This is a genomic window from Paraburkholderia sp. 35.1, from assembly GCF_050436525.1.
GTDB lineage: Bacteria > Pseudomonadota > Gammaproteobacteria > Burkholderiales > Burkholderiaceae > Paraburkholderia > Paraburkholderia tuberum.
Genome location: NZ_JBNDMJ010000003.1, coordinates 2,219,284 through 2,242,157, shown reverse-complemented (window position 1 = coordinate 2,242,157; position 22,874 = coordinate 2,219,284). Strand labels below are relative to the sequence as shown.

22 protein-coding genes and 2 pseudogenes are annotated in these 22,874 nt (G+C 66.3%); 5 read left to right on the top strand and 19 right to left on the bottom strand.

What is annotated here, in order from left to right; translation table 11 throughout:
- Positions 1 to 56: 56 nt before the first annotated feature.
- A complete protein-coding gene (locus OKW27_RS30475; RefSeq protein WP_184026536.1) occupies positions 57 to 593 on the top strand; it encodes a TlpA disulfide reductase family protein in 537 nt (178 codons plus the stop codon).
- Positions 594 to 652: 59 nt separating this feature from the next.
- Here the strand turns inward: OKW27_RS30475 and OKW27_RS30470 are convergent, their stop codons facing one another.
- From OKW27_RS30470 to OKW27_RS30440, 7 genes and pseudogenes are all read right to left on the bottom strand, one after another.
- Positions 653 to 2,002: a sigma-54-dependent transcriptional regulator gene (locus OKW27_RS30470; protein ID WP_018419283.1), complete on the bottom strand. Its 1,350-nt coding sequence runs from the start codon at positions 2,000 to 2,002 to the stop codon at positions 653 to 655.
- 31 nt (positions 2,003 to 2,033) lie between these two features.
- Positions 2,034 to 4,100, bottom strand: coding sequence for a sensor histidine kinase (locus OKW27_RS30465; RefSeq protein ID WP_429335685.1), 2,067 nt, complete (start codon positions 4,098 to 4,100; stop codon positions 2,034 to 2,036).
- Positions 4,101 to 4,145: 45 nt separating this feature from the next.
- On the bottom strand, positions 4,146 to 5,426 hold the full coding sequence (locus OKW27_RS30460) for a dicarboxylate/amino acid:cation symporter (protein ID WP_429335684.1): 1,281 nt from the start codon (positions 5,424 to 5,426) through the stop codon (positions 4,146 to 4,148).
- A 376-nt stretch (positions 5,427 to 5,802) separates the two neighbouring features.
- Entirely contained in the window at positions 5,803 to 6,555 is a 753-nt protein-coding gene (ugpQ, locus tag OKW27_RS30455; protein WP_429335683.1) for a glycerophosphodiester phosphodiesterase, read from the bottom strand.
- Positions 6,556 to 6,666: 111 nt separating this feature from the next.
- Positions 6,667 to 7,675, bottom strand: a pseudogene (lipA, locus tag OKW27_RS30450) (lipoyl synthase).
- A 13-nt stretch (positions 7,676 to 7,688) separates the two neighbouring features.
- The gene (gene lipB, locus OKW27_RS30445; protein ID WP_090802840.1) at positions 7,689 to 8,414 is read right to left on the bottom strand and encodes a lipoyl(octanoyl) transferase LipB; all 726 of its coding nucleotides are present in this window, start codon (positions 8,412 to 8,414) and stop codon (positions 7,689 to 7,691) included.
- A gap of 119 nt (positions 8,415 to 8,533) precedes the next feature.
- Positions 8,534 to 8,860, bottom strand: coding sequence for a DUF2917 domain-containing protein (locus tag OKW27_RS30440; RefSeq protein WP_429335682.1), 327 nt, complete (start codon positions 8,858 to 8,860; stop codon positions 8,534 to 8,536).
- A 98-nt stretch (positions 8,861 to 8,958) separates the two neighbouring features.
- Between OKW27_RS30440 and OKW27_RS30435 the strand changes: the two genes are divergently transcribed.
- Entirely contained in the window at positions 8,959 to 9,942 is a 984-nt protein-coding gene (locus OKW27_RS30435) for a transcriptional regulator GcvA (protein WP_429335681.1), read from the top strand.
- A 19-nt stretch (positions 9,943 to 9,961) separates the two neighbouring features.
- Here the strand turns inward: OKW27_RS30435 and OKW27_RS30430 are convergent, their stop codons facing one another.
- The 10 genes and pseudogenes from OKW27_RS30430 to OKW27_RS30385 all read right to left on the bottom strand — a co-directional run bounded on the left by OKW27_RS30430 (position 9,962) and on the right by OKW27_RS30385 (position 18,696).
- Entirely contained in the window at positions 9,962 to 10,231 is a 270-nt protein-coding gene (locus OKW27_RS30430) for a DUF493 family protein (protein ID WP_018419275.1), read from the bottom strand.
- Positions 10,203 to 11,162 (bottom strand): D-amino acid aminotransferase, encoded by a 960-nt coding sequence (locus tag OKW27_RS30425; RefSeq protein WP_429335680.1) that lies wholly within the window; start codon positions 11,160 to 11,162, stop codon positions 10,203 to 10,205. Before OKW27_RS30425 ends, OKW27_RS30430 begins: the two co-directional genes overlap by 29 nt.
- Positions 11,163 to 11,175: 13 nt before the next feature.
- Positions 11,176 to 12,405 carry a D-alanyl-D-alanine carboxypeptidase family protein gene (locus OKW27_RS30420; protein WP_429335679.1) on the bottom strand — a complete coding sequence of 410 codons (1,230 nt, stop codon included), beginning with the start codon at positions 12,403 to 12,405 and terminating at the stop codon, positions 11,176 to 11,178.
- Between the two features lie 321 nt (positions 12,406 to 12,726).
- The gene (locus OKW27_RS30415) at positions 12,727 to 13,371 is read right to left on the bottom strand and encodes an alpha/beta hydrolase (protein WP_090802833.1); all 645 of its coding nucleotides are present in this window, start codon (positions 13,369 to 13,371) and stop codon (positions 12,727 to 12,729) included.
- Between the two features lie 26 nt (positions 13,372 to 13,397).
- Positions 13,398 to 13,721, bottom strand: a complete 324-nt coding sequence (locus OKW27_RS30410) for a (2Fe-2S) ferredoxin domain-containing protein (RefSeq protein WP_090802831.1) — start codon at positions 13,719 to 13,721, stop codon at positions 13,398 to 13,400.
- Between the two features lie 104 nt (positions 13,722 to 13,825).
- Positions 13,826 to 14,984, bottom strand: a pseudogene (locus OKW27_RS30405) (VanZ family protein).
- 31 nt (positions 14,985 to 15,015) lie between these two features.
- Entirely contained in the window at positions 15,016 to 15,642 is a 627-nt protein-coding gene (locus tag OKW27_RS30400) for an ABC-type transport auxiliary lipoprotein family protein (RefSeq protein ID WP_429335678.1), read from the bottom strand.
- A gap of 30 nt (positions 15,643 to 15,672) precedes the next feature.
- On the bottom strand, positions 15,673 to 16,641 hold the full coding sequence (locus tag OKW27_RS30395) for an MlaD family protein (protein ID WP_429335677.1): 969 nt from the start codon (positions 16,639 to 16,641) through the stop codon (positions 15,673 to 15,675).
- 46 nt (positions 16,642 to 16,687) lie between these two features.
- Positions 16,688 to 17,566 carry an ABC transporter ATP-binding protein gene (locus OKW27_RS30390; RefSeq protein ID WP_090802824.1) on the bottom strand — a complete coding sequence of 293 codons (879 nt, stop codon included), beginning with the start codon at positions 17,564 to 17,566 and terminating at the stop codon, positions 16,688 to 16,690.
- Positions 17,563 to 18,696, bottom strand: coding sequence for an MlaE family ABC transporter permease (locus OKW27_RS30385; protein WP_090802823.1), 1,134 nt, complete (start codon positions 18,694 to 18,696; stop codon positions 17,563 to 17,565). Before OKW27_RS30385 ends, OKW27_RS30390 begins: the two co-directional genes overlap by 4 nt.
- A gap of 146 nt (positions 18,697 to 18,842) precedes the next feature.
- Here OKW27_RS30385 and OKW27_RS30380 point away from each other — a divergent pair, with 146 nt between their 5' ends.
- The 3 genes from OKW27_RS30380 (at position 18,843) to OKW27_RS30370 (ending at position 21,022) form a co-directional block, all read left to right on the top strand.
- Complete coding sequence (locus OKW27_RS30380) at positions 18,843 to 19,787, top strand: biotin--[acetyl-CoA-carboxylase] ligase (RefSeq protein WP_429335676.1); 945 nt, start codon at positions 18,843 to 18,845, stop codon at positions 19,785 to 19,787.
- Positions 19,784 to 20,623, top strand: a complete 840-nt coding sequence (locus OKW27_RS30375; protein ID WP_429335675.1) for a type III pantothenate kinase — start codon at positions 19,784 to 19,786, stop codon at positions 20,621 to 20,623. Before OKW27_RS30380 ends, OKW27_RS30375 begins: the two co-directional genes overlap by 4 nt.
- 159 nt (positions 20,624 to 20,782) lie before the next feature.
- Positions 20,783 to 21,022 (top strand): hypothetical protein, encoded by a 240-nt coding sequence (locus OKW27_RS30370; RefSeq protein WP_090802818.1) that lies wholly within the window; start codon positions 20,783 to 20,785, stop codon positions 21,020 to 21,022.
- Between the two features lie 67 nt (positions 21,023 to 21,089).
- On the opposite strand, the gene rfaE2 is transcribed toward OKW27_RS30370, so the two are convergent.
- Positions 21,090 to 21,572 carry a D-glycero-beta-D-manno-heptose 1-phosphate adenylyltransferase gene (gene rfaE2 / locus OKW27_RS30365; RefSeq protein ID WP_090802816.1) on the bottom strand — a complete coding sequence of 161 codons (483 nt, stop codon included), beginning with the start codon at positions 21,570 to 21,572 and terminating at the stop codon, positions 21,090 to 21,092.
- Positions 21,573 to 21,733: 161 nt separating this feature from the next.
- A complete protein-coding gene (locus OKW27_RS30360; RefSeq protein ID WP_184026492.1) occupies positions 21,734 to 22,612 on the bottom strand; it encodes a ferritin-like domain-containing protein in 879 nt (292 codons plus the stop codon).
- Between the last annotated feature and the right edge of the window lie 262 nt (positions 22,613 to 22,874).

Sequence of the window (22,874 nt, the reverse complement as noted above, 5' to 3'; positions counted from 1 at the left end):
GGGCCATCACACCGCCCCATTGTTCCGCGCCGCGCGCGACTCACGAGGATCCGTCCATGAGTTCCAATTCACCGACCGCCGTCCGGCGCACGAACCCGCTTCGCTATCTGATTGCGGTGGCCGTGGCCATTGCGCTCGCCGTCGCCGGTTACTTCGCGTTTGCCGGCCAGCAGCGCGTACCCGATGCGACCTTCACGCTGCTATCGGGACAGAAGCTCACGACCGCGGACCTCAAAGGCAAGGTTTATCTGGTCAACTTCTGGGCAACGAGTTGCGACACCTGCATGAAGGAAATGCCGCAGATGGTCGAGACCTATAACCGCTTCAAGGGCCAGGGCCTCGAATTCGTCGCGGTGGCAATGAACTACGACGCGCCGATGTACGTGACCAATTACACGCAAACGCGTCAGCTGCCGTTCAAGGTCGCGATGGACGACGGCTCGGCCGCCAAGCGGTTCGGCAACGTGCAGCTCACGCCGACCACCTTCGTCGTCGATAAAGACGGCAAGATCCTGAAGCGCTATGTCGGCGAGCCGCAGTTCGCGGAACTCGACCAGTTGCTCGCGAAAGCGCTGAAGGCTGGCGCGGCTTAAGCCGGCGCAAGCAGATCCCCACGCGCCGGCGCAACCTCCCGCCGCCGGCGTCCGCCTCCTCACCGCTCCCCTTCCCCTTTGGCCGCAAGGCCATATCGCTTGATCTTCTCGTAGAGCGTCGCCTTGCCGAGCTGCAGCCGGTCCGCCGCAACCGCGACCACGCCGCCCGCCTGCTCCAACGCCTCGGCGATCATCGCGCGCTCGAACTGCTCGACACGCTCCTTCAGCGGATGGGTGGCCCCGCCGTCTTCGCCGAACGACAGCACCGGTTCGTCGGCGATGCCGAGCACGAAGCGGTCGGCGGCATTACGCAGCTCGCGCACGTTGCCCGGCCAGTCTCGCTGCATCAGACTCGCACGTTGGCGATCGGTGAGCATCGGCGCCGGCCGCTGATAACGGACGGCAGCATCCAGCAGGAAATGCTCGAACAGCGGCACGATGTCCTCGCGACGCTCGCTCAAAGGCGGCAGCGCGATCGTCACCACGTTGAGCCGGTACAGCAGATCGCGCCGGAACGAGCCATCCGCGACGTGCTCGGCCATGTCGCCTTTTGCAGCCGCGACCACGCGGCAATTGACGCGAATCGGCTGATTCGAGCCGAGCCGTTCCAGCACGCCGTCCTGCAGCACGCGCAGCAGCTTGACCTGCAGCGCGAGCGGCATGCTCTCGATCTCGTCGAGAAACAGCGTGCCGCCCGACGCATGTTCGAGCTTGCCGATCCGCCGTTTGGCCGCGCCGGTGAACGCGCCCGGCTCGTAGCCGAACATCTCCGATTCGAACATCGGCTCGGGCAGCGCGCCGCAGTTCACCGCGATGAACGGCTTGTCACGCCGCGGCGACAACTCGTGCAGGCTGCGCGCGATCAGCTCCTTGCCCGCGCCGGTATCGCCGTTGATCAGGACGGACGCATCGGTCGGCGCGACGTTGGCGATCAGCCGCCGCACCTGCTCGATCGCCGGACTGCGGCCGATGATGCGCGGCGCGACCGCGTTCTGCCCGGCCAGCTCACGGCGCAGCGCGAGGTTTTCGAGCACGAGCTTGCGGCGCTCCAGCGCGCGCCGCACGGTTTCGATCAGCCGCTCGGACGCGAACGGCTTTTCGATGAAGTCGTAGGCGCCGTCGCGCATCGCCTGCACGGCCATCGAGATATCGCCGTGGCCGGTGACCAGAATCACCGGCACGTCGGGCGCGCGCTCGTGGCACTGCGCGAGCAGGTCGAGACCGCTCGCGCCGGGCAGCCGGATATCGCTGACGATCACGCCGGAGAAGTCCGCGCTGATCAGCTTCGCCGCGGCCTCGACCGACGCATGGCCGACCACGTCGAAGCCCGCCAGTTGCAGGCTCTGCACGCTCGCGCGGCGCACCAGTTCGTCGTCTTCGATATACAGCACTTGCAGGCCGTCGTTCATTGCGTGTTCCGGGTGATGCTTCGGGGTGAAATCAGGAGCCCGCGGTCAGCGGATCGTGCGAGGGGCTGGTCTGCACACGCGCACGACGCAGCGTCAACACGAATGATGCGCCACCGTGCGGCGCGTTGCGCGCGACGAGCGAGCCGCCGCAATCGCGCGCGATCGACGATGAAATCGCGAGGCCAAGGCCGAGCCCCTGGCCCATTTCCTTCGTCGTGAAAAACGGTTCGAACAGGTGCGGCAACACGTCGTCGGGAATGCCGGGGCCGTTGTCGCCGACCGCGATCGACAGGGTCGCGACGCCGGCCTCCACCTCGACCGTGATATGCGGCGGGTTCATGCCGGCGGTTGCGTCGAGCGCGTTGCCGAGCAGGTTGATCAGCACCTGTTCGAGCCGCAGATCGTCGCAATTCGCGACCAGCTCCGGATGATCGTCGGCGAGATTCAGCGGCGTGCGCGCGCCGCCTGCCGCAGCGGCGGCGTCGGTGTCGATGTCGGCCGCGATATCGATCAGCACGAACTCGAGTTCGACGCCCTGCAGGCGCTTTTGCAGCAACGCGACGACGTTGCGCAGGGCCCGCACGATCGACGCGCGCGCGCTGCGCGGCCGCGCGCGGCCGACGAACAGCTTCAACTGGTTCGTGATGTTGCCCATGCGCTCGGTGAGCGCCGCGATCGCTTCGAGATTCTCGCGCGCCGATGCCTGATCGCCGCGTTCGAGCAGCACGCGCGTGTTATCGGAAAAACTGCGCAGCGCGGCGAGCGGCTGGTTCAGCTCGTGCGTGATGCCGGCCGCCATCTGACCGAGCGCGGCCAGCTTGCTCGCCTGGATCAGTTCGTCTTGCGCGGCGCGCAGTTCCTGCTCGGCGCGTGTACGCTCGGCGACTTCCTTGTGCAACTGCTCGTTCGCCTCGGACAGATCGGCGGTGCGCTCGGCGACGCGCTGATTCAGCTCGGCATAGGCCTTCTGCAGCAGCGCGCGGCTGCGCATCATTTCGCGCACGCGCGCGCGCCGCATGCGCCAGTAGAACGCGAGCAGCACCAGCGATACATAGCCGAAGCCGGTGACGATGGTCGCCTTGCGCGCGTCGGCATCGACCGGATCGACCGGCGACATCGTGATCAGATGCCAGTCCGGCTCGCCCATGGCGTGACGCGACGCGAGGAAGCGCGGCGCGGAGCGCCCGCCGCCGATGCGCAGGATCTGCGCATTGCCTTCGAGTATGCGCTCGACCGTCACCGGTAGCGGCTCGATCGGCTGCTGCGCGTACTGGCGAGCCTGGTAGATCGAATTGGCGATCTGGCCGGGCAGCGGCCGAATCGTGTGGTACTTCCATGCCGGCACCGACGACAGGAAGATCACGCCATGATCGTCGGTGACGACGAGCGGCTCGGACGCGTCCACGCCCTGAAACCATTCGAGATCGAGCTTGACGACCGCCACACCGACGATCTTGCCATCGCGCCGCACCGGCTGCGAGATGTAGTAGCCGGGCGCCTGCGAAATCGTGCCGATGCCGAAGAAGCGGCCGACGCCGCCTTTCATTGCATCGACGAAATACGGCCGGAACTGATAGCCCGCGCCGACGAAGCTGCCCGGCCCGCGCCAGTTGCTGGCGGCGATGCAGTAGCCGTCGAGCGAAATGATGTAGGTGACCGTCGCGCGCGCGTGGCGGTTCAGGTCTTCGAGATAGAGATTCGCTCGCTTGACGTTGGCGGGATTCGGATCGATCAGCACATCCTGCACGATCGGATGCTCGGCGAGCAGATACGGCAGCGATTCGTAGCGTTCGAGCGTGCTCTTGAGCGTGCTCGCGGTGCGCTCGGCGCGCACGGCGGCGTTGCGCCGCAGCGTGTCGACACCGCTTTTCCACGCAAGGCTGTAGGTGAGCCAGCATGCCGCCGCGAGCCCGGCTGCGAGCGCGAAGAGAATCAGCAGGCGGCGGGTCACGTTGGCAAAGTCCGAACGATGTGCATCGGACATTGTGGCATAGGGCGGCAAGGCGTCGCCGCCAGACGCGTCGCGGGCTGGGCCGCGACTTTTGCCGGCGGTCTCGCCGCCAGACGCCTCGGAAGGTCGCGCGGACGCCGGTTTCATGCTTAAGCGTCCGCGCTGGTCACGACAGCGTTGGCGAGGCGCGACTCAAACGCCGGCCGGCTCTTTGACCGCCACCTCGCCGCGCAGCACCTTGTTCAGCTTGCTGCGATCGAGCTCCTTTTCCCAGGCCGACACGACGACCGTCGCGACACCGTTGCCGACGATGTTCGTCAGCGCGCGGCACTCGCTCATGAACCGGTCGATGCCAAGGATCAGCACCATGCCCGACAGCGGAATCGTCGGCACCACGGCCAGCGTCGCCGCGAGCGTGATGAAGCCCGCGCCGGTCACGCCGCTCGCGCCCTTCGAGGTCAGCATCGTCACCGCGAGCAGCGTCAGCTGCTGGCCCCACGTAAGGTCGGTGTTGGTCGCCTGAGCGATGAACAGCACCGCCATCGTCATGTAGATGTTGGTGCCGTCGAGGTTGAACGAGTAGCCGGTCGGCACCACGAGGCCCACCACCGAGCGCGAGCAGCCGAGCTTTTCGAGTTTCAGCATCAGCTGCGGCAGCGCGGCTTCGGACGAGCTCGTGCCGAGCACGATCAGCATCTCTTCCTTGATGTATGCGACGAAACGCAGGATGTTGAAGCCCGCCGCCCGCGCGATCGCGCCGAGCACGACCACCACGAACACGATCGAGGTCAGATAGAACGTGCCGACCAGCTTGAGCATCGGCAGCAGCGAGCCGATGCCGTACTTGCCGATCGTGAAGGCCATCGCGCCGAACGCGCCGATCGGCGCGAGCTTCGTGATGATGCGCACCATGCCGAACAGGATGTGCGAGAGCCCTTCGATGAAGTTGGTCACCGGCTTGCCCTTCTCACCGGCCGTTGCGAGCACGGCGCCGAACAGCAGCGCGATCAACAGGATCTGCAGGATCTCACCCTGCGCGAACGCCGACAACAGCGTGTCCGGAATGATGTGCATGAAGAAGTCGACCGTCGACTGGCCGTGCGCCTTCGCGGCATACGACGCAACCGCGCGGCCGTCGAGCGAGGCCGGATCGACGTTGAAGCCGGCGCCCGGTCGCAGCAGGTGCGTGGCGGCGAGGCCGAGTACCAGCGCGAAGGTCGAGACGATTTCGAAGTACAACAGCGCCTTGCCGCCGACGCGTCCAACCTTCTTCATGTCCTCCATGCCGGCGATGCCCGTCACGACTGTGCAGAAGATGATCGGCCCGATCACCATCTTGATCAGCTTGATGAAGCCATCGCCGAGCGGCTTCATGTCGATGGCGAGGTTCGGGTAGAAATGCCCGAGTACGATGCCGACGATGATCGCCACGATCACCTGGACGTACAGCACTTTATGGATAGGTTTCTTCACGATGGTTCCTGCGAGGGATATGAGCTGATGACCCGCCGCGAGGCGCGACACGCGAACGAAACGTCGTCGCGCGGGCGCACGTTGGCGGACCGCTGCAAAGACGACGAATTCAGAAATACCGGGAAGGGAAATCGGACATTTTGTCTCCTTGCTTTTTTGTCGGGCCGTGGCGGCCACGCGCTTTCTTTCGCAAGGTCGATGCCAGTTTGATTTCAGACTGGAAGCCTTGATTTTTATGGATTTTCCGGCACAGCTCGGCGCGCGCCGTCCGGGTTTCCGGAAATCAGGACGAGCGCTGTCGGGGAATCCGGAATTCGGTGCGCGCGCGTTTGCGGGGAAACCCGCAGGGGTTTGTGCGGAGCTTGCGAGCGCAACGTCACGTCAACAGATCGATCCGGTCCGTGCAGATCATGTCGACGCCCCATTCTTCGAGCAACCGCGCGCGCGCCGGATCGTTCACCGTGTAAGCGAGCACGCGCAGCCCGGCCGCGCGGATCCGCGCGACCAGCGGTTCGCTCAGATAGCGGTGACTCGCGTGCAGCGAGACGCAGTCGAGTTCGCGCACGATGCGCAGCCAGTCCGCCGGTACCTGCTCGAACAGCATGCCGCGCGGCAGCGATGGCGCGGCATCGCGCGCGGCGGCGAGCGCATCGAACGAAAACGACGACAACAGCGGCGGCGTCTGCCCTTGCCAAAGCTCGAGCGCGCCTTGGGCGACCAGTGCGCCGGTGATGACGTCGCGGCCCGGACACGGCTTGATCTCGATGTTCGCCGCGATGCCGTCGCGCGCGCAACGCTCGGCCGCGTCGGCCAGCGTCGGCAGCCGCGTGCCGGTGAACTCCGCGCCGCGCCACGCGCCGGCATCCAGAGCGGCGAGTTGCTGCCATGTGTGCGTGGCCGCCGGCCCGTGGCCGTTGGTCGTGCGATCGAGCGTGTCGTCATGCAGCAGGAACAGCGCGTTGTCGGCGGACAGCTTCGCGTCGAATTCGACCATGCGATAGCCGTAGCGCACGCAGGCGTCGAAACCGGCCAAGGTGTTTTCCGGCGCAAGCGTACCGCCGCAGCGGTGCGCGATCAGCCGCGGATAAGGCCATTGTGCGGAGGTCCCGCGATCCATCGGGGTTGCCACGTGTCGTTTCCTTGCTGATAGAAGAGCGGTCTATGAAAAAAGCCCGCACATCGGCGGGCTTTTCGTTTCTGCGGGCGTGAAGCGAGGCAACAGCGGCGAGGCGCGAGCGCGTCAGACCACGCCGGCTCCATGCGCCTGCACGTCGGCGTGATAGCTCGAACGAACCATCGCGCCCACCGCGGCGTGCGTGAAGCCCATCTTGTACGCCTCTTCCTCGTACATCTTGAAGGTGTCCGGATGCACGTAAGCGCGGACCGGCAGATGGTGCTCCGACGGCTGCAGGTACTGGCCGATCGTCAGCATGTCGACGTCGTGCTCGCGCAGATCGCGCATCACTTGCAGGATTTCCTCTTCGGTTTCGCCGAGGCCGACCATCAGGCCGGACTTGGTCGCGACGTGCGGATGCAGCGCCTTGAAGTCCTTCAGCAGCTTCAGCGAATGCGCGTAATCCGACCCCGGGCGCGCTTCCTTGTACAGACGCGGCACCGTTTCGAGGTTGTGGTTCATCACGTCGGGCGGCGCCGCATTCAGGATGCCGAGCGCGCGGTCGAGGCGGCCACGGAAGTCCGGCGTCAGGATTTCGATACGCGTTTGCGGCGACAGCTCGCGCGTCTGACGGATACATTCGACGAAGTGCGCCGCGCCACCGTCGCGCAGATCATCACGGTCGACGCTGGTGATCACCACGTACTTCAACTTCAGCGCAGCGATGGTGCGCGCGAGGTTGGCCGGTTCGTCGGCGTCGAGCGGATCGGGACGGCCGTGGCCGACGTCGCAGAACGGGCAGCGGCGCGTGCACTTGTCGCCCATGATCATGAAGGTCGCGGTGCCCTTGCCGAAACATTCGCCGATGTTCGGGCAGCTCGCCTCTTCACACACCCGTGTGAAGATTGTGCTCGCGAAGGATCTGCTTGATCTCGTAGAAGCGCGAATTGCCGGTGGCCGCCTTCACGCGGATCCAGTCCGGCTTCTTCAGCTTTTCGATCGGAACGACCTTGATCGGGATGCGCGCGGTCTTGGCTTGCGCTTTCTGCTTCGCGGTGGCGTCGTAGGCGGCGGGGGCCGGCACGCCTTCGGGCGCGGGGGTGGCTGCTGCGGAATTCGCGGTTACGTCAGTCATTCGTTCGATCCAGTCAGGCGGTGAGCGCACCGGCCTGCGGTTGGGCGACGGCCGCGGGATTGCCGTCGAGGTTTGCGGTGAGACTTGCTGCGAGGGTACGGGCCACGTCGTCCCAGCCGGCGGCGATGCCGAGCGTCGCCATGTCGACTGTTTCGAGCCCCGCGTAGCCGCATGGATTGATCGCGAGAAACGGCCGCAGGTCCATGTTCACGTTCAGACTCACGCCGTGATAGCTGCAGCCGTTGCGGATTTTCAGGCCAAGCGCCGCGATCTTGGCGCCGGCATGGAGCCCGGCGTCCGGCCCGGGCGCCACGTAGATGCCGGGGGCGCCCGCCTTGCGTTCTCCGGCGAGATTATACGCCGCGAGGGTGTCGATCACGGCCTGCTCGATCCGGGTGACCAGCTCGCGCACCATCAGCTTGCGCCGGCGCAGGTCGAGCAGCAGATAGGCGACCACCTGGCCGGGCCCGTGATACGTGATCTGCCCGCCGCGGTCGACCTTGACGAGCGGAATGTTGCTGTCTGCCGCGAGCAGGTGCGCCGGATCGCCGGCCTGGCCGAGCGTGAAGACGGGCGGATGCTCGACGAGCCAGATTTCGTCGGCGGTGTCGGCGGTGCGGGCGTCGGTGAAGGCGCGCATCGCGTCGAAACTGGCTTCGTAGGGTTCGCGGCCGAGCCAGCGCAGCATGGGCGGCTCGATGGCAGGTAGCGGAGACGGAGAGACCGGGGTGGCGCACATGATTCCGGGAGTTTACCGAAATCTCGGAAACCGCGCCCGCGGCCACCAGCAACCTGCACAGCCGGGGCCGGTACCCTGCCGGCCCCGGCGTCACGCACGGCTTTTGCGCCGCGCCACCGTCAAACGGTGTGCCAGCCGCCGCGCACACGCATCATCCAGCGCTCGCCGATGCGAGCGAGCCAGTTCAGCGCGCGCTCGTCGCAGCGCGTCGGCACCGAGAACGTAACCTTCGCGAACGTGGCGCCCTCGGCGCTGAGCCAGAGCCGCTCGCCGCGCCGCAGATGCAGCGTCTGCCCGGGCTGCAGCCAGTAGTCCTTCGTATCGTCGCTGCGCGTGACCCACACCGCGCCGCCATGCACGCGCAACTTCGTGCTGCGCGCGACCTTCAGCGGCAGCGTGTCGCCGGTGCAGATTTCATATGCAATACTAGAGGAAATTTCTCGCATGAGGCCCTCGCCAAAAATCGTTTCATGACTAGAATCCTAGGTGCAGCAAGGACTTGGGCAAAACGATCAATTTTCACGTCTATGTGAGAAATATTGCGATGGACCTGCGTCAACTCCCCGCCCTGAACGCGATCAAGGCGTTCGAAGCCGCCGCCCGCCACGAAAGCTTTTCGCGCGCCGCCGACGAGTTGTTCGTCACGCACGGCGCGGTCAGCCACCAGATCCGCGCGCTCGAGGCCGAGCTCGGCGTGTCGCTGTTCGCGCGCGACGGCAAGCGCGTGCGCCTCACCGAAACCGGCCGTCGCTACGCCACCCAGGTGCGCGCCGCGTTGATGGAGCTCGCCGACGCGACTCGCGCGATCCGTGCCGGCGACCGCGAGCGGCGCCTCGTGATATCGATGCTGTCGTCGTTCGCGGCCCGCTGGGTGACGCCGCGCATCGGCAGCTTTATCGAGGCAAATCCGCAATGGGATCTCGAGTTGCTGACCACCAATGCGCTGACGGACTTCGCGCGCGACGACGTCGACGTCGCGATCCGTTTCGGCTTCGGCAAATATCCGGGGCTGCACGCCGAGCTGCTGCTCGACGAGATTTTCTTCCCCGCCTGCTCGCCCAACTTCAACGGCGGCAAGCTGCCGCAAACCCCGGCCGATCTCGCCAAAGTCCCGCTGCTGCGCTCCGACGACGAGCTATGGCGCCCATGGTTCGACGCCGCCGGCCTCACCGACTGGCCGGAGCCGAAGCGCGGCGTGCTGTATCAGGATTCGTCGAATCTGTTGCAGGCGGCCGTCGACGGCCAGGGGGTCGCGCTGACGCGCCGCTCGCTCGCGATGCACGAAATCGCGGCGGGCCGGCTCGTGCGGCTCTTTGATGTGGATGGGCCGAGCCCGTGGCAATACTATTTGGTCTGCCTGCCGCAGACGCTGGGGACCGCGCGGGTCAAGGCGTTTCGCGACTGGGTGTTCGACGAGGTGGCGCGCTTCAGGCTGCTGTTCGATCTCGCCTGCGAGGCGGGTCCCGCGGCGCGCGCGCGCCTGGCGGCGCAGGGAGTGACGGCGGACGCATTGCGCGTCGCGCCGTAAGGTGAAAAACCGCGCGGTGTTACAGCACGACCTTGACCATCGGATGGCCGGTCAGCGCGCGATAGATGTCGTCGAGATGCGCGCGGCTCGTCGCCCGCACGTGGACGGTCAGCCCCGTGTAGGTGCCGCTGCTCGACGGCCGCGTCTCGACGCGCGACGCATCGACCTCGGTATCGAACACGCGCACCACTTCGACGATCGTCGCGGCAAACTCTGGGTGCGATTTGCCCATGATCTTGATCGGGAAATCGCAGGGGAATTCAAACAGTGAGTCGTTCTCGGGATTCATTCTCTACTCCTTCTTCCGCCGCGGCGGCTTCAGCCGCCTTGGCTCGCTGATACGCCGCATACAGCTCCGCAAACACCGCGCCCGGGCGGCCCGCGCCGACCGGCGCGCCATCGAGCCGCGTGACCGGCAGCACTTCCTTGGTCGCCGAGCTGACGATGATTTCATCGGCCGCGCGCACTTCAGCTTCGGTGATGTCGCGCGCTCCGAAGCGGATACCGCATTCGGCCGTCAGCTCCTCGATGAGCCCATAGCGGATCCCTTCGAGAATCCTGTTGCTGCGCGGCGGCGCGGCCAGCACGCCATCCTTCACGATCCACACGTTCGACGACGACCCTTCGGTCAGCAAACCATCGCGGAACTGCAGCGTCTCGAAGGCGTCGTTTTCGGCCGCGTATTGCGCCATCAGCACGTTGCCGAGCAGCGACACCGACTTGATGTCGCAATCGAGCCAGCGACGATCCTCGGCGCTCACGCACGGGACACCGCTTGCGCGCTGCGCGGCGGCGGGCAGGTTCAGCGCGGTGACCATCACGAACACGGTCGGCTTCACGCCGGCCGGAAATGCGTGAGCGCGCTTCGCGACGCCACGCGTGACCTGGATGTATGCGATCGCGTCCTGATCGGCACGCAAGCCGCCGTCCGTTTCGTTGGCCTCGGCCACGCGTCCGATCAGCTCGCGCCAGCCAGCGTCGTCGAGCGGATTGGCGATGCCGATCTTGCCGACCGAGCGCGCGAGACGCGCCAGATGCTGCTTCAGACGAAACGCGGTGCGCCGTCCGCTCGCGTGCGCGTACAACGGCGCCACTTCGTAAATGCCGTCGCCGAAAATGAAGCCGCGGTCGAGCACCGGCACGCGCGCTTCGGACAACGGCACCAGTTCGCCGTTCAGATGAACGATCGGGTCCGGCGAAACCTCAGAGACAACGGTCATTGCGACGTAGCCCTTACTTTTTCTTGTTGAACATCAGCATCAGCGAATCCCACACGCGGCCCACCACACCGGCTTGCTGCACCGACTGCAGCGCGACCACCGGGAATTGCGCGAGCACCTTGCCGTCGGCGACGAGCTTGGCGGTGCCGATCTGCTGGCCGTTTGCGATCGGCGCGACGAGCGGATCGTTGAGTTCGATCTGCGGCTTCGCCTTGTCGGCGGCGCCCTTCGGCAGCGTGATGTACTGGTCGCTCTTCACGCCGACCTGCACGCTGTCCTGCGAACCCTTGTAGACGCGCGGCGTGGCCACGACCTCGTTCGCCTTGTACAGACGCGTCGTGTCGTAGGCGGTGTAGCCGTAGTTCAGCATCTTCAGGCTGTCCTGCACGCGGTCGTGCTCCTTGGTCTCGCCCATCATCACCGAGACGAGACGGCGCGACGCGTCGGTCGTGCCCGGCAGCGGACGCTTCGCGCTCGCGATCAGGCAGTAGCCGGCCGCTTGCGTGTGACCGGTCTTCAGACCGTCGACGGTCGGGTCGATCCACAGCAGACGGTTGCGGTTCGGCTGCTTGATCTTGTTGTACGTGAATTCCTTGACCGAGAAGATGTTGTAGTACTCGGGATAGTCGCGAATCAGGCGGGCCGACAGGATCGCGAGATCGCCCGCGGTCGTGTAGTGCTGCGGGTCGGGCATGCCGTTCACGTCGGCGAAATGCGTGTGCGTCATGCCGAGCTTTTGCGCCTCCTTGTTCATCATGTCGACGAACTGCGCCTCGCTGCCGCCCACCAGTTCGGCGAGCGCAATTGCCGCGTCGTTGCCCGACTGCACGATCATGCCGTACACGAGGTCGTGCACGGTCACCGGCTTGAGCGCCTCGATGAACATGCGCGATTCGTCGTTGCGCACGCGCCGCACGGCTTCGCTCGGCTCGATGCTCTGATCCATCGTGATCTTCTTCGTGTCGAGCGCCTCGAACACGAGATACGCGGTCATCAGCTTGGTCAGCGACGCCGGCTCGACGCGCTCGTCGGCATTGGCGGACGCGAGCACCTGGTTGCTGGTCGCGTCGACGAGCACCCACGAGCGCGCGTTGACGCCCGGCGGCGGCACCTGCGCGAACGCGGTGCCGGCGACGAGCGTGGCCGGCAGCACGAGGCCGACGGCGACGGCGCGATTGAGCGAAGCGGGAACGAAAGAAGCGAGTGACGGGAATGACGTGCGGCCAGAGGAGGAGAAACGCATAGGGTCGATTCGTGCAGAAAAATTCGTTGCGCGACAGCGCGCGGAGTTGGGGGAGCCGGTCGGCGGGGCATCTGGCCGTAAAACGGCGGGCGCCCGTTGGACTGACGGCGACGCAATCGGTTCGCGAGCGCAGCGCTGCGCACCCGGCCGCGCCCTCCCGCGAAATGATTCCGCGGCGCGCGATTCTGCCGGCTGGGCGGCGCTATGCCCAAAAAAAGAGCGCCCATTATACGCGCGCTACCTGGTCAGCTTCGCGCGCGTGTCGTCGATTTGCACACGTTTGCGCGCACCTGTCCCCCGCAAAATGCGCGTCGCGCGTTTTCAGCGCCAGGCGTCGACGATGATCCGCTTCAGGATGTGAAGCTTGCGATGCAGAAAGTGCTCGGCGCCCGGAATCACGACGACCGGCAGTTCCTGCGGCCGCGCCCAGTCGAACACGGACTGGACGGGGACGGTCTCGTCGACTTCGCCGTGGATCACGAGTGTGCTTTCGGGCACGGGTGCGACGTCCCAGCGGCTCGCCGCGGTACCGACGAACACGATGCGCTCGATTTCCCGGCCTTCATCGCGCAGCTTCGCCGCGACGTGCGACAGCACCACGGTGCCGAACGAAAAGCCCGCCAATACGAGCGGCAGATCGCCGTAGTCCGGATCTGCGCGCATGTGCTCGAGCACCGCGCGCAGATCGTCGCGCTCGCCGACGCCCGCGTCGTGCTCGCCCTGGGTCTGGCCGACGCCGCGGAAATTCGACCGGTAAGTGACGTAGTTCAGCTGCACGAGCGTGCGCGCGAGGGTCTGCGCGACCTTGTTGTCCATCGTGCCGCCAAACAGCGGATGCGGATGCGCGACGAGCGCGATGCCGCGTGGCGCGGCGCCTTTTTCGCGCACGCCGTCGGGCAGGTCCAGCGCGACCTCGATCTTGCCGACCGGGCCGTCGATCAGATACTTCTTCGTGTTGACGTTCATCGGGATGGATCGTTTTGTCGTTCGCGTTATTGATCGATCTTCAGACGCTCGACGATCTTGCCGTTCGCAAGATGCGATTCGACGATCTCGTCGATGTCGCTCTCGTCGACGTAGGTGTACCAGACCGCCTCGGGATACACGACGAGCGTCGGGCCCAGTTCGCAGCGATCGAGGCAGCCGGCCTTGTTGATGCGCACCTGGCCGGGCCCGGCGAGGCCGAGTTGCTTCACGCGTTGTTTCGCGTATTCCTGCATCGCCTGTGCGTTGCAGTTCGCGCAACTCGGACGCTCGGCGCCGGGGTCGCGTTGATTCAGACAGAAGAAAACGTGGTGCTTGTAGAAGGAATCCATGATGTTCGGGAGGCGAGCCTGAAAGGAAGTGCAATGGCGGTGCGGACGATTATAGCGACCGGGCTGTGCAGGCGTCGGGACCTGGCGGCCGGCGCGCAAGCACGTCACGCCCGCCTCGCGCGCCGCTTGAGCCACGCCCGCTCGACCGCGAACGCGAGCCACACCAGCGCCGCATAGGGCCATATCCATGCGAGCCAGCGCGCGAGCCCGTTGAAATGCAGATAGCGTCCCTGCCGCCAGTCGGCGAGCACGGCGTCGAAATACGGGTTCACCGGCAGCAGATTGACGAACACGAGTGCGACGACCAGCGCGACCCCGGCGAGCGTCGCACGCAACCGCCGCCGCAGCGGCAGCGCGACGAGCGCCGCGACGGCGCCGCACACGAGTCCGATTAGCGCGCCGGGCGTCGCCCAGTCGAACGCGAGGCCCGATTGCGATTGCAGGAACGTCGCGCCGGCCTTCACGCACAAGGTCGCGACGATGAACACGAACAGCAGGCGCACGCGAGGCGCATGACGGCGCGCCGGCAGCGATGCAAGCGCGAGCGCCGCGAACAGGTTTAGCGCCGTGATCAGCGCTTCCCATGTGTCGTCGTCCAGCCACGCGGCGGCCGCCGCCGGCCATGCGCCGACATGCCACGCGGACGGCGTCCACGCGAGCAGCGCGTCCTGGGTGGCCGGATCGACGCTCAGCCACAGCGCGCGCGGCCAGTTGCCGAGACCGAACAGACGCGGCGACGGATACATCGTCGCAAACGGCCACGCGGCGACGAGGCACGCGAGCGTCGCATGGCCGCGCTCGAACCACAGCAACCGCAAACGCCTGAGCAGGCCGCGGTCGAGCAGCGCGCCGGTCAACGGCGACATCACCGCCGCGCCGACGAGCGCGCCCAGCGTGTTGGCGGCGAGATCGAGATTGGAGGCGACGCGTGTCGGCAGATAGGTCTGCACGGCTTCCATCGTGCCTGACAGCAGACCGCCCAACACGAACGCGAGCGCGACGGCCAGCGTGCCGCGCCAACGCGGGTACACCGCGAGCACCACCAGCGCGCCGAACGGCATATAGCCGAGCACGTTGGTGACGACGTCGAACGCCGTCAGGTACTGCGGCATCGGATCGAACAGATAGGCGAACGGCGTGATGCCGAGCGAGCGCCAGCCCGAGAACGGATACCACGACCCGTAGACGATCAGCGCCGTGTAAAGCAGCAGCGCCCTGACGGGCCAGCGTCGACGGGCGGCGCAGCCAGGGGCGTTCGCTCATGCAGCGCTCCGTTGCGTGCGCGGCCCGCCCGTCATTGCGCGGCGACCAGCGCCTGCGAGCCGAGCCACGTGGTGATCTGCGCAACGAGGTCGTCGCTGGCCGCGGCGAGCGCCCGTGCGCCGCCGGCCGCATCCGCCGAATGCGCGGGCACGTGCGCGACGAAGGTCTGCTGGCCGATCACCTTGCCGCCCTGCATCAGCGTCGCACGCGCGGTGATCGCGCCGTGGCTGTCCGTCTGGCTGTCGAACACCTGCTCGAACTCGGTCAGATCGACCCGCAGCACCGGCGCGGTCACGCCGTCCGCGCCCGTCAGCACGGTGCCGCGCTCGCTCAGCGCATTGCGCAGGCGCTGCGTCAGCAGTTGCGACGGCATCATCGTCCAGTGGCTGTTGGCGTAGGCGGCCGTCTGCTGCGCGTCGGCGTAGCTCAGCCGATAAGTCATCCGGTCGGATTCGAGCACGGACGGCGCGCTGACCTCCAGCACCTTGACGGCCGGCAGCCGGCTCGCCGCGACGGCCTGCGGCGGTGGTCCGAAGTCGTAGCGGATGTCCGACACCACTGCGGACGTGCCCGCGCAGCCCGCCGCCAGCACGCCGAACGCAAGCAGCGCCGCGAGCGCGGCGCGCGCGGACAACAGTCGGTGAATCGAGCGTGACATGGGCATCTTCCTCTGTTCTAGCCTGCGGATTCAGTGAGCTGCGGGCGCGGTAGCGGCGGGCCACGCGAAGCCGGCCTCGCCCGGACCCGGCGCCGGGCGCGGCGCGCCGAACAGCACGCTGCGCGGATTGGTGTTGAAGGTGTCGGCGGCGCGGTCGATCGATTGCGCCGCCGCGCGCACGTCCTCGGTCAGCGAATTGACGCGCGGCAGCGTCTCGTAGCCGACCCGCGCGGACAGGTCCTGCAGCGACATGTTCATCTGCGTGAGCGCATCGCCCGCCTGCTGCGCGGCCGTGCCGACCTTGTCCAGATTGCGCTCGAGGGGCCCGTCCGGACGGTTCAGGTTCGTGATCATCTGGTCGGTCGACGCGAGCGTGTGGTTCAGTTGGTCGACCGTGCCGGGCAGCTTGCTGGCGACGGGCGCCATCTCACGAGTCAGCGTCGCGACGCCCGAGGCCGCCTGCGCGATGCTCGCCGCGGTGTCGTGCAGCTGCGCGACCATTTCCGGCGAGAGCATGTTGTTCACGTTGTCGGTGACTTTTTCGAGCTTGCGCAGCAGCACGTCGCCGCGTCGCTGCAACTGGTCGAACAGACCCGGGCGCATCGGCAATTGTGCGACCTTTTGGGCTGACGACGGCAGCGGCGTCAGATCGCGCCCGGTATCGTCGAGCTGGATGAACGCGAGGCCGGTCACGCCCTGCAAGCCGAGGCTGCCGAACGTCGAATGCGTGATCGGCGCGTGCTCGTCGACCATGATGCGGATCAGGATCTCCCCCGGATGTTTCGGATCGAACTTGATCGACTGCACACGGCCGACGTCGAGCCCGCGAAAGCGCACCGCCGCGTCCGCAAAGAGGCCGTTCACGCTGGTGCGCGCGATCAGGTCGTACGGCACCCGCTCGGTGCGGTCGACGTTGAACAGATACGCCGCCAGCGCGATCGCCGCCGTCAGCACGACCGTGAAGAGCCCGGCCCAGAACGCATGCGCTTTGTTTTCCATTGTCAGTTTCCCTGGTTCATAGCGGCCCGGTTCATGGCGGCCCGCCTCACAGCGGCAACTCGGACGACGCCGGCTCGAGCGCCGCCTGCGGCAGCTTCGCGCGGCGCTCCGGCGGCAGCGCCTGCAGCGCGCGGCGCCCGCGCAGGCCGAGGAAATATTCGTGGATGAACGGATGGTCGACGCCCGCGGCCTCCTCGACCGGCGCGTTGACGAGCACTTTGCGATCGGCCAGCACGGCCACGCGTGTCGACAGTGCGACCATCGTATCGAGATCGTGCGTGATCATCACGACCGTCAGACCGAGCGCGCGATGCAGCCCCGAGATCAGCTCGACGAATTCGTCGGACGCCTCCGGGTCGAGGCCGGCGGTCGGTTCGTCGAGGAACAGCAGTTCGGGTTCGAGCGCGATCGCGCGCGCGATGCCAACCCGCTTGATCATGCCGCCCGACAGCGCCGATGGCATCTTCGACGCGTGCTTGCACGGCAGCCCGACCATTTCGAGCTTCAGCATCACGATGTCGCGCAGCAGGTCTTCGGGCACCTTGCCGAGTTCGCGCACCGGTTGCGCGACGTTGTCGAACACCGACAGCGACGAGAACAGCGCGCCGCGCTGGAACAGCATGCCCGAGCGGCTGCGCATCAGCAGCGCGGTGTCGGGCGAGATCGTTGCGAGGTCTTCGCCGAACAGCTTGATCGTGCCCCTGGACGGGCGCTCGAGGCCGAGAATCTGCCGCACCAGCGTGGTCTTGCCCGAACCCGAGCCGCCGACGATCGACACGATCTCGCCGCGCCGCACCTCGAGGCTCAGATGCTGATGCACGATGTTGCGGCCGTAGCGCTTGGTGATGTCGATCACCTCGATCACCGGCTCGGCGATCGACGGTACGGGTTGGCCGCGTACGGCTTCGGTGAGTGGCGCGATCATCCTAGCCCCACGTTCTGAAAGAGGATCGCGAACACCGCGTCCGCGAGAATCACGATGGTGATCGACGTGACCACCGAGGTCGTCGTGCCTTCGCCGAGACTCTGCGAATTGGCTTTGATACGGAAGCCGAAATGACAGCCGGCGATCGCGATCAGCATGCCGAATACCGCGCCCTTGCCAAGCCCGATCCACAGGTTCGCGATCGGCACGACGTTCGGCAGCTGGCGCGCGAAGAAGCTCATGTCGATGCCGAGCACGAGCTTCGCGGCGAGCGCGCCGCCCGTCAACGAGATCACGTTGGTCCACATCACGAGCAGAGGCATCGCGACGGCCAGTGCGATCACGCGCGGCAGGATCAGCCGCAGGCCGTGCGGGATGCCCATTACGCGCATCGCGTCGAGCTCCTCGGTCACGCGCATCACGCCGATCTGCGCGGTGATCGCCGAGCCCGAGCGGCCCGCCACCAGAATCGCCGACAGCACCGGGCCGAGTTCGCGAATCACCGCGAGGCCGAGAATATTGACGATGAACTGGTTCGCGCCAAACATGCGCAATTGCTGTGCCGACAGATAGCTCAACACGATGCCGATCAGGAACGCGACCAGCGCGGTGATCGGCAGCGCGCGAGCGCCGGCGTTGTAAATGTTCGCGGAGATTTCGGTCCACGGCGTGAGTTTCGGCTTGCGCACGATCGCGAGCAGATCGAGCACGAAGCGCCCGAGCATCGCGACGCCGCCCTGCATGTGCTCGACGAACGAGAAGAGCCCGAGGCCGAGACGCGTAAAGGGATCGAGGCGCGTGACCGGCTCGGCGCTCTCGCGCACCGTGTCGAGCAGCGCGATGCGCTCGAAGATGTCGCGCTGCGTGTCCGTGAGCGCGGTGCCCGGCGGCATCTTGCGGCCCCACACGCGCCACAGCGCCTGGCCGCCGACGTGGTCCATCCTGTCGACGCGCGACAGGTCCCACTCGCCGATGCCCTGCGCGCCGGTCAGCGAACGCAGTTCCGGAATCACGTGCCCGGTGTCGCGATCGCGCGCGAGCGCGAGCGCCGTCCACTGGCCCGAGAGACGGACGATCTTGCCTTGGCTGCCGGCCGCGACTTCAAGGCCGGGCGGAGTGTCATTGTTCAAGGATCGCGTGAATCTGGTTATCGGATTAGCGGCCATTGTAACGAAGGCTCGGCCGCCGGTCCGCACTGATGCACATCGATCGGCGTCGCCGTTCACCGCTGCGCATTCGAGTCCCGGGCGGGTTCGCTGTGGCTACAATATGGGACATGAATGCCTCCAAGACTCCCGCCTCCCCGCCCGCAGCGACAAGCGCGGCACCAGCCTCGTCGTCGGCTTCGACCGACTGGCGCATCGATCGCGATCGCGAACGCGCGGTCAAGCTGTTCGGCGCGCATGCGCATGACTGGCCGATCGAAATCGTCGAAGAAACCGGCTCGACCAACGCCGACCTGATGGCCCACGTGAAAGCCCTGCCGCGCCGCGCGAACGCGCTGCCGCGGCCGATCGTGCGCGTCGCGTATCTGCAGACCGCTGGGCGCGGCCGCCGTGGGCGGCCGTGGTACGCGGAGCCCGGCAACGCGCTGCTGTTTTCGGTCGCGTGCGTCTTGCCGCGACCGCTCGAAGGGCTCGGGGGCTTGAGTCTTGCGGTGGGCGTCGCGCTCGTCGACGGGCTGCGCTCGCTGCCGGTCGCGGGTCCCGGACAGATCGCGCTGAAGTGGCCGAACGACGTGCTGCTCGAAGGCGACAAGCTCGCCGGCATCCTGATCGAAACCGCGTGGAGCACCGACGACGCGAGCGCGGTCGTGATCGGCATCGGCACCAACGTGAAAGGCGCCGACGAACTCGCGGCGAAGGTGGGCGCGCTGAACGCCGAGGTACCGCCGCAGGCGCTCGGCACCGTGCCGACCGCGTTGCAACGGGCGCTGCCGAACGCGAATCTGACCGATACGCTGGCAGCCGAATTGAACGCGCTCGAACCGATGCTGCAGCGCTTCGGCGCCGAAGGCTTCGCGCCGTTCCAGCCGCGCTGGAACGCGGTGCATGCTTACGCGGGCCGCGAGGTCGTGCTGCTCGAACAAGGCCAGGAGCTCGCGCGCGGCGTGGCGGCGGGCGTTGACGAGCGTGGCCAGTTGCTGCTCGATACGGCTGAGGGCCGCCAGAGCATCGCGACCGGCGACGTGTCGCTGCGCCTCGCCCACGGTGTCGCATGAGTCAGCGCGCGCCATATCTGCTGATCGACGCGGGCAATAGCCGGATCAAGTGGGCGCTGGTGCAGCCCGATGGGACGCAGTTGGCGAGCGGCGCGCTCGCGCATGACGACCTTGCCGGGCCACGCGCGCGGTCGGGTGCGCAACCCAGTTGGACTGACTGGCCGGCGCCATGCGGCGCGTGGCTCTCCAACGTCGCGGGCGCGGAGGTCGCGACGCACATCGCGGCGCTCGTCGACGCGCACTGGCCGCGACTGCCGCTCGCGACGATCCGCGCAAGTGCTCGTCGATGCGGCGTGACCAATTGCTACACGACACCGGACTCGCTCGGCAGCGACCGCTGGGCCGGCATGATCGGCGCGCACGCGACCTTTCCCGGCGAGCATCTGCTGCTCGCGACCTTCGGCACCGCGACGACGCTCGAGGCCTTGCGCGCCGATGGCGCATTTATCGGCGGATTGATTGCGCCGGGCTGGACGCTGATGATGCGCTCGCTCGGTGAGCACACCGCGCAACTGCCGATGCTCGACGCCGCGCACGCGCGCGGCCTGCTCGACGCCGCCGATACCACCGGCGCGGTCCGTCGCGGGCCGTTCTTCGCAACGGATACGCCGCGCTCGCTGTCGGCGGGCTGCACGCTGGCGCAGGCCGGATTGATCGAGCGGATGTGGCGGGACCTGCAGGATGAGTGGCAGGTGCCGGTGCGTCTCGTAGTCAGCGGCGGCGCCGCCGACGAAGTGGCGAGCGCCCTGAAAGTGCCGCATACTCGCCACGATTCGCTGGTGCTGTCAGGGCTTGCGCTGATCGCAGCCGAGGATACGGCGCGGCAAAGCGGCTGATTGCCTGCCGTGGCTAACGTTCGATTCACGACCGGGTCGCGCGTGATGTACGTGTAGAACGTGCGCCTGAGTTGAGCGCAATTCGCCGCCCATTTTCCGAACCCGAGTTTCTCCCGCACGCCCCAGGCTCAACTTCTTTCTGAATTGGAAACACCCACAATGCTTCGCTGGCCGATCGCCATTCTGATTGTTGTCAACGTGCTGGCTTTCGTCGCGCTGCTTGGCGCCTTCGGCCCCACACCCACCGCCAGCGGACGCGAGCCGAATCATCTGAACCGCCAGATTCATCCGGACTGGCTGAAGGTGCGGCCGGTCAGCGCCGCCGATGCGGCCGACCAGGCGGTGGTCGGCGGACCCGCGCCGCAGGCGCCGATTTCGACATCGGAGTTGCCGCAGTAATCAGGTGAGCGACGCGATCGGTTAGAAGTTCAGCAGTGCGCCGCGCGTTTTGCGGTAATGGGCGGCATCAACCCTGCGTCCGCACCTTCTTCAACAGCGCGCTCGTCGAGCGATCGTGCTCGAACGCAATCGCGAGCGCCTTGCCGCCCCAACCGCGCACGAGCACCGATTCGGGCAGCGCGTCCATGTCGTAGTCGCCGCCCTTCACGAGCACGTCCGGGCGCAGCGCGGAAATCAGCTCGACCGGCGTCTTCTCGCCGAAGCCCACCACGTAATCGACGCTTTCCAGCGCCGCTAGCAAAGCCATGCGGTCGGCCTCGTTGTTGATCGGCCGGTCGTCGCCTTTGCCGAGCATCCGCACCGACGCGTCGCTATTGACACCAACGATCAGGCACGCGCCCAGCGCCTTTGCGTCGGCCAGATAGGTCACGTGACCACGATGCAGGATATCGAACACGCCGTTCGTAAACACGACGGGCGCGCGCAGCGAAGGACGAAGCTTCACCAGGGCATCGCGCGTCAGAATCTTGCGTTCAAAGATGGCGGTCATCGCACGGTCACAGAGTTGGGGAATTAGGGAGTTGGGGCGTGACGGGAACAGGGAATGCCAAGTGCCGTCACGATACACGGTGGACGGCCCGAAGCAAAACGGTCCGGCAAGCTCACGCTTGCCGGACCGCCGTTTGATACGGTGCTGAAACGCCTGAGTCGTTACGCCGGCTGCTGCTGCGCCGGGTTTTGTTCTGCGGCTTGCAGACGCGCGACCACTTCCTTGCGATAACGGTTCAGTTCCTGCGCGGTGTTGAACGTGCGTTCGAACAGCAGCGACAGGTTGTGCAGAATGCGCTCGATGACCTTCTTTTCCCAGCCGTCGTCGAAACGGATCTGCTCGTCGAGCCAGCGCTCGAGCCATTCCGGATCCGGCAGACGCGACTGGATCGTGTCGCGCGGGAACAGCGCCTGGTTCACGTGCAGGTTGGTGGGGTGCAGCGGCTTTTCGGTGCGACGCGCCGACGCCATCAGCACGCCGATCTTCGCGAACGCGGCACGCGCGATGTCGCCGGTTTGCGCCATCGCCTTCTTCATATAGCGCAGATACGCGCCGCCGTGGCGCGCTTCGTCGCGCGAGATAGTTTCGTAGATGTGCTTGATGACTGGCTCGGTATGCCATTCGGCGGCGCGGCGATACCAGTGATTCAGGCGGATTTCGCCGCAGAAGTGCAACATCAGCGTTTCGAGCGGCGGTGCGGGATCGAACTCGAAGCGCACTGCGTGCAGTTCCTCTTCGGTCGGGACCAGTTCCGGCTTGAAGCGGCGCAGGTATTCCATCAGCACCAGCGAGTGCTTCTGCTCCTCGAAGAACCACACGCTCATGAATGCGGAAAAATCGCTGTCGTGATGATTGTCACGCAGAAACATTTCCGTGGCGGGCAACGCCGACCATTCCGTGATCGCGTTCATCTTGATCGTCGCGGCTTGCTCATCGGTCAACAGCGATGCATCGAATTTGTCCCAGGGAATGTCCTTCTCCATGTCCCATCGAACGGATTCGAGCGATTTGTAAAGTTCCGGATAAAGCATGGTGTTCATAGTCCCACCCCTGTTCTGCACATACTGTGTGTGTCTGTTGCTGCTACGTGTAGCCGTTTTATCTACGACGAACGGACGCGCCGTTTATCGGCCAAGCATTCAATTTTACGCGTTAATCAGCCGCCCAGAAGCATCGGGCAGCAAAGAAGTCCGGGCTTTTGCATTGGCGCCTGAAGCGTGAATCAGGCGCCGTGGCCAACCGTGGGGGAGGGATACCCTTTGCCTGAGGTCGAGCCAGTCTGGGTCGACAACCGCACCGTCC

Coding starts and splice junctions, on each gene's coding strand:
- OKW27_RS30390 (WP_090802824.1), bottom strand. CDS start 17,566: ATGATCGCGCCACTCACCGAAGCCGTACGCGGCCAACCCGTACCGTCG.
- OKW27_RS30360 (WP_184026492.1), bottom strand. CDS start 22,612: ATGAACACCATGCTTTATCCGGAACTTTACAAATCGCTCGAATCCGTT.
- OKW27_RS30465 (WP_429335685.1), bottom strand. CDS start 4,100: ATGAAACCGGCGTCCGCGCGACCTTCCGAGGCGTCTGGCGGCGAGACC.
- OKW27_RS30440 (WP_429335682.1), bottom strand. CDS start 8,860: ATGCGAGAAATTTCCTCTAGTATTGCATATGAAATCTGCACCGGCGAC.
- lipB (WP_090802840.1), bottom strand. CDS start 8,414: ATGTGCGCCACCCCGGTCTCTCCGTCTCCGCTACCTGCCATCGAGCCG.
- OKW27_RS30370 (WP_090802818.1), top strand. CDS start 20,783: ATGCTTCGCTGGCCGATCGCCATTCTGATTGTTGTCAACGTGCTGGCT.
- OKW27_RS30410 (WP_090802831.1), bottom strand. CDS start 13,721: ATGGATTCCTTCTACAAGCACCACGTTTTCTTCTGTCTGAATCAACGC.
- OKW27_RS30435 (WP_429335681.1), top strand. CDS start 8,959: ATGGACCTGCGTCAACTCCCCGCCCTGAACGCGATCAAGGCGTTCGAA.
- OKW27_RS30415 (WP_090802833.1), bottom strand. CDS start 13,371: ATGAACGTCAACACGAAGAAGTATCTGATCGACGGCCCGGTCGGCAAG.
- OKW27_RS30425 (WP_429335680.1), bottom strand. CDS start 11,162: ATGACCGTTGTCTCTGAGGTTTCGCCGGACCCGATCGTTCATCTGAAC.
- rfaE2 (WP_090802816.1), bottom strand. CDS start 21,572: ATGACCGCCATCTTTGAACGCAAGATTCTGACGCGCGATGCCCTGGTG.
- OKW27_RS30470 (WP_018419283.1), bottom strand. CDS start 2,002: ATGAACGACGGCCTGCAAGTGCTGTATATCGAAGACGACGAACTGGTG.
- OKW27_RS30430 (WP_018419275.1), bottom strand. CDS start 10,231: ATGAATCCCGAGAACGACTCACTGTTTGAATTCCCCTGCGATTTCCCG.
- OKW27_RS30395 (WP_429335677.1), bottom strand. CDS start 16,641: ATGGAAAACAAAGCGCATGCGTTCTGGGCCGGGCTCTTCACGGTCGTG.
- OKW27_RS30420 (WP_429335679.1), bottom strand. CDS start 12,405: ATGCGTTTCTCCTCCTCTGGCCGCACGTCATTCCCGTCACTCGCTTCT.
- OKW27_RS30375 (WP_429335675.1), top strand. CDS start 19,784: ATGAGTCAGCGCGCGCCATATCTGCTGATCGACGCGGGCAATAGCCGG.
- OKW27_RS30475 (WP_184026536.1), top strand. CDS start 57: ATGAGTTCCAATTCACCGACCGCCGTCCGGCGCACGAACCCGCTTCGC.
- OKW27_RS30400 (WP_429335678.1), bottom strand. CDS start 15,642: ATGTCACGCTCGATTCACCGACTGTTGTCCGCGCGCGCCGCGCTCGCG.
- OKW27_RS30380 (WP_429335676.1), top strand. CDS start 18,843: ATGAATGCCTCCAAGACTCCCGCCTCCCCGCCCGCAGCGACAAGCGCG.